We start from the raw sequence: 13,655 nt of genomic DNA, 5'->3' as shown, positions 1-13,655 counted from the left end.
CGCTCCTTTTTTCTAGCTTCTGTAATAGTTTACCGTAAACTAGAGTGAATTACTAGTCTTAAATGCTTAAACTACCTTTATAAAATTGAAAATGATTGAAATGAAAACAGAAGAGATGAAAGAAAAGCGGCCAAAAATCTTTCAAATATTAACGATTTTTGTTAACATAGGAATGGAAAATAAAACAAATTGGAGGAAGATTCATGACAAAACAACAAATTGGTGTCGTTGGTATGGCCGTAATGGGACGTAACTTAGCGTTAAATATTGAAAGCCGTGGATATAGTGTTTCAATTTTCAACCGTTCATCATCTAAAACAGATGAGGTTGTTGCACTACATCCTGATAAAAAATTAGTACCAACATACACTGTAGAAGAATTTGTACAATCTTTAGAAAAACCAAGAAGAATCTTATTAATGGTAAAAGCTGGGGAAGCTACTGATAAGACCATTCAAAGTTTACTTCCACATCTAGATAAAGGTGATATTTTAATCGATGGAGGAAATACATTCTTCAGAGATACAATGCGCCGTAATGAAGAACTAGCAAACTCAGGAATTAACTTCATCGGTACTGGTGTATCTGGTGGGGAAGAAGGAGCCCTAAAAGGACCTTCAATCATGCCTGGTGGACAAAAAGATGCTTATGACTTAGTAGCACCAATCTTAGAAGAAATCTCTGCTAAAGCAGACGATGGCGCTCCATGTGTCACTTACATTGGACCAAACGGAGCAGGTCACTACGTAAAAATGGTTCACAACGGAATCGAATATGGGGACATGCAATTAATCGCTGAAAGTTACGATATCTTACGTCGTGTTGGTGGATTATCTGTAGAAGAATGCGCTGAAGTCTTCCAAGAATGGAATCAAGGCGAATTAGATAGCTACTTAATCGAAATCACAGCGGACATTTTAACAAAGAAAGATCCTGAAACAGGTCGTCCAATGGTAGACGTAATCATGGATACTGCTGGAAACAAAGGTACTGGTAAATGGGCTTCACAAAGCGCATTAGACTTAGGGGTGCCACTTCCATTAATTACGGAATCTGTATTTGCACGTTTCGTTTCTACATTGAAAGAAGAACGTGTGGCAGCAAGTAAAGAATTAGCAGCAACTAAGATTCCTGAATTAACAAATTCAGAACGTCAAGCTTTAATCGAACAAGTTCGTAAAGGATTATACTTCTCTAAAATTATGAGTTACGCGCAAGGATTCGCTCAAATGCGTGTAGCTAGTGAAGAGTTCGATTGGGACTTAAACTATGGCGAAATCGCGAAAATCTTCCGTGCAGGATGTATCATCCGCGCACAATTCTTACAAAAGATTACAGATGCGTTCGAACGTGATCCTCAATTGAAGAACCTATTATTAGATAAATATTTCTTATATGTGACTGAATCCTACCAAGATGCAGTTCGTGATGTTGTTGTAACGGCTGTTCGTGCGGGTATTCCTGTTCCAACATTCTCAAGTGCATTAGCATACTATGATTCATATCGTTCAGAAACATTACCTGCAAACTTAATTCAAGCACAACGTGACTACTTCGGTGCTCATACTTACAACCGTGTAGACAAACCAGGAACATTCCACTTCGAATGGACACAAGAAAAAGAAATTGAACAATAATTGTAAAACCAGTCTTTACAGACTGGTTTTTTTATTTTAGGAAGCAAGTGGAGATTTGTTTCGAAATTGGTAACTACCAGTTGATTACGATATCGTTTTCATCTATAATAAACGTATCTATTAGGAGGGAGAATGGAAATGAAATTAAGAAAAGTATTTTTGTGTTTGATTACGTTTTTAGTAGTGGGAGTAGTTCCGTTAAATGATTCAGTAAGTTCTGAAGAGGCTAATTTTAGAAACTGTTCTGAAGCATGGGCTGCAGGATATGGAGACATTTCAGTTGGCGAAGACGGGTATGCGGATCATCTTGACCGAGATAAAGATGGAGTAGCATGTGAAATTGTAAGATCAAAGGGACAATATCGTTCCCGTAGAGCAGATGGAACGCCTTTGAATAAAGTAAAAGCTACTTATTGGGAACAAGTGGGTGGCAATTGGTATTACTATGAAAAAAGTGTTCAAGTTACTGGCTGGAAACAAATCAGCGGTACTTGGTATTATTTCAATAGTAATGGAGTAATGCAGACTGGTTGGAAACAAATCAGTAATATTTGGTACTACTTCAATAGTAACGGATATATGCAAACGGGTTGGAAACAAATCGGCTCTAACTGGTATTATTTAAAAGATTCTGGAGCAATGGTAACAGATTGGCAATATTTAGATGGTACGTGGTATCTATTTAATTCTTCAGGTGAGATGCTCACTGGCTGGCAAAAAAATAATAATGTTTGGTATTACTTCAGTAAAGAAGGATATATGCAAACCGGTTGGAAACAAATTAGTGGTAACTGGTATTATCTAAATCAATCAGGTGGTATGGAAACTGGATTGAAACGCATTAGTGGAGAGTTCTATTATTTTGCAGAGTCTGGCGTGATGCAAACCGGTTGGAAACTTATCAATGGAATTTACCATTACTTTAAAGATAGTGGAGCTATGTTAAAAGGTTGGTATCAAGAATACAATCATTGGTATTATTTAGATGAAGATGGAAGAATGGTGACAGGCTTCTATACGGTTTATAAATCAGATTATTATTTTGAAAAATCGGGTGTGATGCAAACTGGTTGGAAATTCATTCAAAATAATTGGTATTATTTTGAACAATCAGGAGCAATGTTAAAAGATCAGTTAACACCAGATGGGTATCGAGTTGATAAAGATGGTATTTGGAGAGTTACAGTGGAAACTACGACTACTACTACAACTACAGCTGTGCCATTGACAACTTCTCAAGAAGCACCAAGAGAAAACACAGAACCCACTACGCAAGAGACAACTCAAATCCAAATTACAACTGAAGAAGTGAAAGCTCATTAATTTTCTAGTGAAAAGAATTAAACGATTTAATCGTTTAATTCTTTTTTTATCATATAGAAAAAATTCATTAAATTCTGTTAAGAAACTTATGAATATGGTATGATAATTCTATTAGGGAGAATAATGGAAGGGAGTTTAAATATGCAAGGAAATCAACGTATTTTAATTATTGAAGATGAAAAAAATTTAAGTCGTTTTGTAGAATTAGAGTTGCAGCACGAAGGATATGAAACTAAAGTTTGTTCTGACGGAAGAACGGGATTACAAACCGCAATGATGAGTCTTGGGATGCTATTTTATTAGATTTAATGTTACCAGAAATGAATGGATTAGAAGTTGTTCGCAGACTACGACAAGTCAAACAAACACCAGTCATCATTATGACTGCACGTGACTCTGTGATGGATAGAGTAGTTGGACTAGATCAAGGGGCAGATGACTATGTGGTAAAACCATTTGAAATTGAAGAAATATTGGCTAGATTACGAGCTTTATTTAGACGTCTTCAAATGGAAGAACAATCTCGTAATATAAAACAAACAAAAGTGGAATATCGTGATTTAGTGATTGAAGTTGAAAATCGTGTAGTACGAAGAGCTGGTGAAGTCATTGACTTAACTAAAAAAGAGTATGAACTCCTTCTTCTATTGATGGAAAATATTGATATTGTTTTATCTCGAGAAATCTTATTGAAAAAAGTCTGGGGATATAAAAATGAAGTTGAGACGAATGTTATCGACGTTTATGTTCGATATATCCGTAATAAAATTGATGTCCCTGGAAAGGAAAGTTATATTCAAACAGTCCGTGGTACGGGTTATGTAATGAGAAGTTGAGGAAAAGATGATGAACTCAAATAGTCAACATAAATCAGTAGCAAAAAAATGGTGGTGGGTTATTTCAGCCACCATTTTTGCCTTGCTGGGGATATTAACCACAATTCTTATTCATGGTCAAATTATGACCTTACGTGAAAACGAAAAAAATCAGACAATTGTTTATGCTCAAGTAGTTTCCGACTTACTTTCAAGGAAGTCAGAAAATTTAACGGCTGCGGATATTGTTTCTATCTTAAATGAAGCGGAGCAGTATGAGCAAGGACAAAACGGTATCTATAAAAAGAACAGTAGCTTTTATCCAATGAATGAGGAATTAAACATTCGAGTATTTGATACAAGTAGGGAACTAATCTTCCAAACGCAACAATGGCAAGATCCTTTGCAAGTATCTAGTACGCTAGAAACCAAATTCGTTCCTTTATCAACCGGAGAAGAAAGCATTCAAGTAACAATGCCGATTTTATCGAGAACGAATCGTTTGCTAATTGGTCATTTGCAAATTATTAATCGGATGGCAAAATTAACAGAAATGAAAAAACAGTTGCAGAAATTATATATCCAATTGTTGATTATGGAAGCTTTGGTATCTATTGGGTTGGCTTATTTCATCTCTAGACTTATTTCCAAACCTATCGAACAGATTCATGATATTATTGCGTCCATTAACGAAGATAATATTGATAGTAAGCGGCTGATTATTCCTAAGAAAAATGATGAATTTGCAGTAGTTTCTCAACAGTTTAATGAATTACTAGATAAAATTAGTTTTTATATATCTCAGCAAAAACATTTCGTGGAAGATGTTTCTCATGAGTTACGAACGCCTGTAGCAATTGTCGAAGGACACCTTAAACTGCTGAATCGATGGGGAAAAGATGATCCAGAGGTACTTGAAGAGTCTTTAGAAGCCTCATTAGCAGAAATAAAACGTATGAAAACTCTTGTTCAAGAGATGCTCGATTTGTCTAGAGCCCCTCAAGTAAGAGAGCAGTATAAAGACGCGACTACAGAAGTGGTGGATACTTTAACCCAAATAGTGGCTAATTTTAAAGTATTGTATCCAGATTTTACGTTTGTCTTGGATATTGATTCAAAAGCTGACTTATTGTCACCTATTTATAGAAATCATTTTGAACAAGTCATTATCATTTTGTTGGATAATGCGGTCAAATATTCAACGAATCGTAAAGAAATTATCGTTAGCTTATCAACGGTAGCGGATCAAGTGGAAATTGGAATCCAAGATTTTGGGATGGGGTTAAGTGAAGAAGATAAAAAGAAAGTGTTCTCTAGATTCTATCGAGTCGATAAAGCCCGTTCAAGAGAACGTGGGGGGAATGGATTAGGTCTCTCAATTGCAAAAGAACTGATAGAAGGATACAACGGAAGTATCAGCTTAACGTCCCATTTGGACCAGGGAACAGTTTTTAAAGTGAAATTACCGATTGTAAGTTCATAAAAAAGATTAAAATTTCACCCGATTTTACTAGATATCTTTCTAAAAGATGGTAAAATTGGGTGAAAATTATTTTTGAATGGGGAGAATCATTTGGTTAGGATAAAAGCTTTTGGTATTGCAATCGTGCTATCGATTATTTCAGTGGTAGCTTTTCTATTTTTCTATATTCCTTATATTAATAGTTATTATAAGGTAACAGATAATTCTATTAGATATGGGATTAGTCAGGAAAAATATAAAAGCGTTGATATTATTAAAGAGAATTTAGATAAAAATACGCTTGTATTATTCGGTTCATCAGAATTAGAAATTACAAATCACAAAGAATATAGTTTTAATAAAGTATTCAATACAGAAGATTTTCATATTATGCAAATTGGAAGTGGGAATTATCAAAATATTATCCATGCAGCAATGATGGGAGCTCTAGGAGATTCCATTCCAAAGAAAAAAATTGCGATTGTTGAGTCGATGCAATGGTTTGAAGAAAATGATCAGAACCGCAAAGCTTTCGCAAGCAAGGTTTCTAAAGAAGCGGTTTATGGTGCTTTAACAAACGAGAAACTTAGTCTGGATACAAAGACAAAACTGATTGATCGCATTATCAGTTTGAGTAGCGAGAATAAATCTTTAAAAGAGACATTTGAACGTTACAAACGAGTGCTAGTGGATAAAGAACCTCTTCCAGGAGACGAATGGATTATGCAAGTAGATTTAATGCAGTACAATCAGATATTGAAATCCGGTTTTGCAAAAAACAAAAAATCTTTTGGACCAAAAGGGGTTAAGTCTGAAAAAGCAGCAGATATTGATTGGGCAAAACTTGAGGATAATGCCGTTAAGGATGCTGAAAAAAATACTCAAGATAATCCTTTTGACATGGATGATGCCACTTATAAAAAATATTATGCGGACAAAGTAAGTAAGGTAAAAGATTCTAAGAAGAATGTCAATTTTGAGAATGCAGCGGAGTTTGATGACTTCAAGTTATTTCTACAGATTGCTAAGGAGCTTGGCATTGAAACTAAAGTAGTGCTGTTTCCTGTAAATGGAAAATGGTATGATCATCTAGGGCTAAATAAAGAAACTAGAGAAAAATATTATTCAAAGATGAAATCTATTATTGAATCTTACGGAGCTTCTGCTTGGGATTTATCTTCTAAAGAATATGAACAAGATTATATGCATGATGGAATTCATCCAGGCTGGAAATCCTGGATTGAAACCAATAAAGCATTGTATGATTTTTTTAATAAATAAATGAAGTTCACTGTTATTAACAGTGAACTTTTTTTGTGATACAATTTACTTGTTGAGAAAATGTAAAGATTAAGCTTTGTTCAACAATGGGAGGAATAAAATGAAAAAAAGAGTAAGTGTGTTACTAGGGCTTGCATGTTTGCTATCCTTGAACATGAAAAATGTATACGCAGATGAACATTCCGTGAATAGAATTCATTTCATTAATACAAAAGGGAATTCAGGAAGCGATGCAATTTTATTAGAAAGTAATGGGCACTTTGCCCTTATTGATACAGGAGAAGATTTTGATTTTCCTGATGGAACGAATCCGCTGTATCCTATTCGTAAAGGAAATACAACTCAAAATTATAAAGTGCTGGAGGACAGGGTCCTCCGTCATCTGAAAAATGTTGGAGTGAATAAATTAGACTTTGTTCTAGGTACCCATGTGCATAGTGATCATATTGGGGGAGTAGATGAAGTATTGAATCACTATTCTGTCGAAAAACTATATTTAAAACGATACAGTGATAATAGATTAACAGATTCTACTAGACTATGGGATAATCTATTCAATTATGACAATGCCCTAAAAGCAGCCAAAAATAAAAATGTTAAGATTATTCAAGATATTTCTGAAAAAGATAGTCACTTTAAATTAGGGGATATGGATATCCAACTTTATAATTATAAGAATGAATATGACAATAATGGAAATCTAAAACGAGTCTATGATGATAATTCAAACTCAATTGTCGCAGTCATTACCGTGAATGGGCAAAAAATCTATTTAGGTGGAGATTTGGATAATGCAGAAGGTGCAGAAGACCAATTAGGACCACAAATTGGGAAAGTGGATTTGATGAAATGGAATCATCATTCGGAATCTACTAAATCCAATTCTATTAACTTCTTAGAAAATTTAAAACCAAGTTTAGTTGTTCAAACAACTGGACAAGATATTAATGTTCCTTCTACGAAAAAATGGTTAGAAGATCGAGGAACAAAAATTGTAAAAGCTACAAGTAAACAATATGATGCAACTGTTTATGACATCAACCAAGCTGGATTTACAGATGTTTCACATCAATTTCCTCAAATTCCAACAGTTGAAACAAAATGGTATGTAAAAGATGGTTTCCGTATGTATCAATTAGATTCAGGAGAAAAGGCCATTGGATGGCATACGATTGATAATGAAAGTTATTTCTTTGATGGAAAAGGACATCTACAAACAGAAAAGTGGCAATTATCTGATGATTATTGGTATTACTTGCATAAAGATGGGAAGATGGCCAAAGCTGGTTGGCTCCAACTAGGGGATGATTGGTACTATCTAAATCCAAGTGGATCAAGAGAAAATGATAAGTTGTCGCAAATTAATGGCAAGACTTATTTATTCGATGAGAATGGAAAAATGCAGACAGGTTGGAAGACGGTGAATAAGGAAGCAATGTTCTTTGAAGAGAGCGGAGCTTTAAAAGAAACAAATCTCAAACCGTCCTCTTGGAAGCAACACGATTCAAAATGGTATTACTTTGATGAAAATAATCAGATTGTCAAAGGGACAAGAATTGTAAATGGTAAAACATATTACTTTGATTCTAAAGGAATTATGCAAACTGGTTGGAAATGGCATAATGGAGCGTATCATTTTTATGAAGAAAATGGCTCTCAAAAGACAGGGTGGTACGAAGAATCTGGTAAGTGGTATTATTTAACTCCAGAAAATGGCGAAATGGCTGTAGGAACTGCTAAAGTATATGGTCTTACTTATTATTTCAATAACGCAGGTGAAATGCAAACCGGATGGAAATGGCATGATGGAGTATACCGTTACTATCAAGAAAGTGGTTCTCAAAAGACAGGATGGTTAAAAGAATCTGAAAAATGGTACTATTTAACTCCAAAAGATGGAAGTATGGCTGTTGGAACGCATGAAATTAAAGGGGCTAAGTACTATTTCAATACTGCAGGTGAAATGCAAACAGGTTGGAAATGGCACGATGATGCATATCATTATTATCAAGAAAGTGGTGCTCAAAAGCTTGGCTGGTTCCAAGAGTCCGGTAAGTGGTATTACCTACAAGCTCCAGAAGGAAGAATGGTAATAGGTCTTCATGAAGTAGCCAATGAGTATTATTACTTCAATACTGCAGGTGAGATGCAAACAGGCTGGAAATGGATTGAAGGATATTATCATTATTTCCAAGAATCTGGGAAAATGATTCGTGACGGAGAAACTCCGGATGGATATAAAGTAGATCATAAAGGCAGATGGTTACAAGGCGAAGAAACGACTACTACAGTTGAGACAACAGTAGTAGAGACGACTAAAGAAACCACAGTTGTTCCAACGACGGAAGTGACTTCAACTCAAGAACCAACAACAGTTGAACCTACAACCGTTGAAGAAACGACAACAGAACCAACGTCTCAAGAAACAACCACGAAGGAAAAAATTACCATTCCGATTATTCGAGATGATAAGATAATTCGTAGAGTTCAGGATATTTTTTAAGCAAAACGCCCTTTCTGAGAGGAAGGGCGTTTTATAGTTTACTTTTCTATTCTTATAACTTACACTAGAAAAGTAGTATTTTATCAATTGCAGGCTGCATGCTTGCGTATTATATTCAAGGAGGACAACTCATGCGCGAACAACATGTACTTATTACATTGTTTGGAGCAACTGGTGATTTAGCTCATCGTAAACTTTATCCTGCAATTTTCCGTTTATTCCAAAAAGGATTCATTAAAAATCATTTTGCTGTCATTGGGACAGCACGTAGAGAGTGGACTGATGACTATTTTAGAGATGTCGTAAAACAGTCTGTACAATCTTTAGTAAAGAGTGAGGAAGAATTAAATGAATTCTTATCGCATTTTTACTATCAACCACATAATGTGAATGATACTCATCATTATGTCGTTTTAAAAGAGCTTTCTGAAAGATTAGATGAAACTTATCAAATCAATGGGAATCGTGTCTTTTATCTTGCGATGGCTCCAAATTTCTTTGGGACCATTACAGAGCATTTAAAAGCAGAGCAATTATTAACACCAAATGGTTATAATCGCTTAATTATTGAAAAACCATTCGGAAAAGATTTTGCATCGGCTCAGGAGTTGAATCATCAACTTCGTCAATCATTTGATGAAAACCAAATTTATCGAATTGATCATTATTTAGGAAAAGAAATGATTCAAAATATTTCAGCGGTTCGATTTGCAAATCGTGTTTTTGAGGCATTATGGAATAAAGAAAATATTGACCATGTCCAAATTTCATTGTTGGAGCAAGTCAGTGTAGAAGAGCGTGGCGGGTATTACGATACTAGTGGCGCACTTCGTGATATGGTCCAAAACCATATTTTACAAATCCTTGCTCTAGTAGCGATGGAACCACCCGTTTCATTTGGAGACATTCGTAAAAATAAAATTAAAGTATTAGAACAACTTCGACCATATACTCCCGAAGAAGTGAAGGAAAACTTTGTCCGCGGGCAATATGGGCCTTCCGAAGATGGATTGAAGCCGGGATACCGAGAAGATGCAAATGTAGCAGATGATTCGAATATGGAAACATTTGTTGCAGGAAAAGTATTAATTGATAACGAACGTTGGCAAGGGGTTCCTTTCTATGTCCGTACAGGAAAGAGCTTAAATGCCAAAGAAACCATAATCGATGTTGTGTTTAAGGAAGCAAGTTCTCCATTATTCTGTGGAGTAGAAGGATGTCCTTCAAACCGTATTTCCATTCACATCACTCCTCGTGAGGGATTCTGTTTTGTGATTAATTCGAAAGCAGTTGGAAATACCATTGCACTGCAAACGAGTCATTTAGAAAAAATCTTTGATGAAACATTCTCGCTAAGAAGTCCAGAAGCCTATGAACGTTTAATTTTAGACTGTATTGAAGGCGATATGACAAACTTCACTCACTGGGAAGAAGTTGCGGCTTCTTGGAAATATGTAGATACGATTCGACAAACTTGGGACAGCGAAATTGCTGAAGAGTTTCCAAATTATGCTGCTGGAAGCAAAGGACCAAAAGTCAGCTTTGAACTTTTAGAGCGTGAAGGTCGTAAGTGGGTTGAAAGAGATTAATAGCCAAAAATGAAGACTAGGGAGTTCCCTAGTCTTTTTTTGTTCTATAAAAAGTGTAGAAAGCACAATTATTCCCATCTTCAAAAGCGAAGAAAAGCTTCTAAAGGAATTCCTAAAAAAACGTGGATTTCTTATAGTAGCAGTAACGTGAAGAACATCGAAAGTGAATTATGCGGAGTAGGGATAAATCCCGTACTCCGCGTTTGAATCTTCGAAGGTGAGAGACAGAATGGCTCGAACCGGTGTAACGTTACCGCTACTATAAAAAGAAATCCGTAAGGATTTTTAGGAATAGTCATAGAAGCAATTCCTTCGCGCAACCTTGTTTTCTTGAAATGGACGCGCTTTTTCTGTAAACTGTTCTCTATATAGGAGGCGCGCATGACGATTAAAGAATTTATTCGACTTAGTTTATTAAAACCTAATAAAATTTGGACTATTTTACAAAATCCATTGAAAAAGATAAAAGGAATTTTTTTCTTGTTGGTCCTTATCATTTCCATTCCGAATTTTCTTCGAGCAAATGAATTTATTGGAAAAATTGCGGAGAATATAAAAGTAGTAGAACAAAAATTTCCTGAACTTTCAGTAAAGGATGGAAAATTAGTTGCGGATCAACAATCTGGTTTCTTGTATCGTTCGGACGCCTTTAATGTGTTGTTTGATCCAACTGGAAAATCTACAGATAATGATGTTAGTGCGGAATCTAACCAAGGAATTCCAACTATTGCATTTCTACAAGATCATATGGCCTTAGATACAGTCTTAAATTCAGCAAAAATTTCTTATAGTGATATTGGTGAGTTAAACAAAGAGATGATTCATCAGTATATCCAAGAGTTTAATGCGAATCTGTGGATGGTATTATTGGGTGTCATGTTATTCATGTTTGTATACAACAGCTTATTATTATACGTAATATTGATTATTGTAGGCTTTATTGTTCGATTGTTTGCAGCTTTATTTATGGGGGCTTGGATTCAAATGCCAACCTCCGTTTCGAAGCAATTAACGATGGCAGCAGCCTTTCTTCCAGCTGTTTTGTATAGTTTGATTGCCATTTTAGGCGTCGGTGGAGGAATCAGTATTTTCTATTACTTATTAGTAACAACGACTTTTAACTGGCTTCTCGGAATGAAAGAATTTATTGATATAGAAAGTAAAAAGAAACAGTAATTTAAAAACCACCTAGAAACTAATTTTAGTTTCTAGGTGGTTTTCTTTTGATAAAATCTACAAAAATAAATAGCAGAGACTGAATTTCTAAACTAAGATGACGAAGAAATATACGGATTCTATAGTAATAGTGACGGGAAGTCGCGTTAAAACGAGGGAGAAAGACAGAAATGGCCAAAATAGATTCTTCTATTTTGGCCATTTCGTTTTCTTTCCCCCACAAAGTTGAATAGGAACGAGCGAGTTACATGTAGCGAAGCTCGTTCCATTCAACCACTGTGCATAGGGGACGTAGGAATATAATTCCGTACGTCCCCTTTGAGGCTTTAAAGGTGAGAGACCTTAGGCTCGAACCGGTACCCCATTACAGCGATTATAGAAAAATCCGAAAGGATTCGAAGTAATCTGATAGTAAGGAAAGTAATCTGTACTATTTATTTTTTGTACGATTTTGTCTGCGCTGTTTTTGACGGATTTCCTGCCCGAGTTTTTTCTTATAGCCTGGTTTTACTTTTTTCTTCGCCTTCTTAATCATTCCTTTAAGGCGTGGATCCAAGTCTTTTGATTGCGTGTTTTTACGTTTTTCGCGACGAGAGCGGTCATAACTTTCCACAAGCTCGCCATTTTTCAATTCAACCGTTTCAAATGAAATACCTTTTCCTTCTAATGTTTGGATGGCCTGCTCTTGATCTGGTGTGTAGAAGGTGATGGCTGTTCCTTCAAGACCATTACGTCCTGTACGACCCACACGGTGAATGAAGAATTCTAATTCGCCAGGAATTTCTAAGTTAATTACGTGAGAAACACCTTCGATATCAATCCCACGTGCAGCAAGGTCCGTTGCGACCACGAATTGATAATCCATTTGTTGGATTTGTTTCATCACACGGCGACGTTCTCTTGAAGGGATATCTCCGTGAATCGTTGCCACTTTGAAGTTATGATTGCGAAGGTCTTTTGTCACTTCGTCCGCTTTTTGTTTCGTATTGACGAAAATAAGGACTAGGTAAGGATGTCCCATCACCAGTAATTGACGAAGAACGTCCATTGGATTTTGAGCCTTTGTTACAAGCAATTGATTTTTAATCGTTGGTGAAACGAGTTGTGTATTCTCGATTTGAATGACCTTTGGATTGCCCAAGTATTTCTTCAAGAATGGTCTGATCTTATCTGGAATCGTTGCAGAGAAAACGGACATTTGTAAGTTTTCTGGCATACGAGATGCGATTTCATCGACGGTTTCTAAGAATCCTAAGTCAAATGTCATATCCGCTTCGTCGACGACCATCATTTGTACCGTTTGAACGAAGAGGGCATTCTCTTGCATTAAATCAAAAATACGACCCGGTGTCCCAATCACGATATGTGGTTGGGTTTGCGTCAGTTTAGCCACTTGACGTTTTTTATCGGTACCACCGATACATTTTTCTAATAGAATTTCTGTATCACTAAAGGTAATCAACTGGGCTGCTACAGCTGTTAATTGCTCGGCGAGTTCACGGCTTGGGACTGTAATCACTAATTGCAACTCTTGGCGACTAGGGTCAATTTTGTTGATGAGTGGTAATAGGAAACTATGGCTCTTTCCGCTTCCTGTTTGCGATTGACCAATCACAGATTCTCCTTTTAATAAAAGAGGAATGATGCGTTCTTGAATAGGAGTTGGTTGTGTAAATTTTAAGTCAGCCAATGCTTTTTGCAAATAAGGCTGTAATGCGTAATCTGTAAATTTCATGTTTTCATCTCTTTTCTTTCTCTGTGTAGCGGGATTATTATACCATAAATTGAAGATTAAAGGTGGAATTGGGAAAGTGGGCATAATTTTTGCCTATGGTGTTTAGTGGATGGTATGATAATTAAAGAAAGAAA

At 35.9% G+C, this 13,655-nt stretch carries 8 protein-coding genes and 1 pseudogene; 8 read left to right on the top strand and 1 reads right to left on the bottom strand.

The features are described 5' to 3' along the window. Positions 1 to 203: 203 nt before the first annotated feature. The 8 genes and pseudogenes from gndA (at position 204) to NQ540_RS07090 (ending at position 11,786) form a co-directional block, all read left to right on the top strand. A complete protein-coding gene (gndA, locus tag NQ540_RS07125; RefSeq protein ID WP_005606799.1) occupies positions 204 to 1,637 on the top strand; it encodes an NADP-dependent phosphogluconate dehydrogenase in 1,434 nt (477 codons plus the stop codon). 132 nt (positions 1,638 to 1,769) lie between these two features. Beyond that, complete coding sequence (locus tag NQ540_RS07120; RefSeq protein ID WP_005606798.1) at positions 1,770 to 2,960, top strand: excalibur calcium-binding domain-containing protein; 1,191 nt, start codon at positions 1,770 to 1,772, stop codon at positions 2,958 to 2,960. A gap of 141 nt (positions 2,961 to 3,101) precedes the next feature. Then, positions 3,102 to 3,796 (top strand): annotated as a pseudogene (locus tag NQ540_RS07115) (response regulator transcription factor). Between the two features lie 7 nt (positions 3,797 to 3,803). Continuing rightward, positions 3,804 to 5,258, top strand: a complete 1,455-nt coding sequence (locus NQ540_RS07110; protein ID WP_005606794.1) for a sensor histidine kinase — start codon at positions 3,804 to 3,806, stop codon at positions 5,256 to 5,258. A gap of 90 nt (positions 5,259 to 5,348) precedes the next feature. Continuing rightward, positions 5,349 to 6,518 (top strand): D-alanyl-lipoteichoic acid biosynthesis protein DltD, encoded by a 1,170-nt coding sequence (dltD, locus tag NQ540_RS07105; RefSeq protein WP_039849101.1) that lies wholly within the window; start codon positions 5,349 to 5,351, stop codon positions 6,516 to 6,518. 100 nt (positions 6,519 to 6,618) lie between these two features. Next, positions 6,619 to 9,021 carry an MBL fold metallo-hydrolase gene (locus NQ540_RS07100; RefSeq protein WP_005606791.1) on the top strand — a complete coding sequence of 801 codons (2,403 nt, stop codon included), beginning with the start codon at positions 6,619 to 6,621 and terminating at the stop codon, positions 9,019 to 9,021. 131 nt (positions 9,022 to 9,152) lie between these two features. Next, on the top strand, positions 9,153 to 10,610 hold the full coding sequence (gene zwf / locus NQ540_RS07095; RefSeq protein WP_039849100.1) for a glucose-6-phosphate dehydrogenase: 1,458 nt from the start codon (positions 9,153 to 9,155) through the stop codon (positions 10,608 to 10,610). A gap of 381 nt (positions 10,611 to 10,991) precedes the next feature. Beyond that, a complete protein-coding gene (locus NQ540_RS07090; RefSeq protein ID WP_005606788.1) occupies positions 10,992 to 11,786 on the top strand; it encodes a DUF1189 family protein in 795 nt (264 codons plus the stop codon). 430 nt (positions 11,787 to 12,216) lie between these two features. Here the strand turns inward: NQ540_RS07090 and NQ540_RS07085 are convergent, their stop codons facing one another. After that, on the bottom strand, positions 12,217 to 13,521 hold the full coding sequence (locus NQ540_RS07085; RefSeq protein ID WP_039849098.1) for a DEAD/DEAH box helicase: 1,305 nt from the start codon (positions 13,519 to 13,521) through the stop codon (positions 12,217 to 12,219). Between the last annotated feature and the right edge of the window lie 134 nt (positions 13,522 to 13,655).

The sequence above is a fragment of the Granulicatella adiacens ATCC 49175 genome (assembly GCF_025150565.1).
GTDB classification, from domain to species: domain Bacteria; phylum Bacillota; class Bacilli; order Lactobacillales; family Aerococcaceae; genus Granulicatella; species Granulicatella adiacens.
The sequence above is the reverse complement of the archived record's forward strand: the minus strand, read 5'-3'. Positions and strand labels throughout refer to the sequence as shown.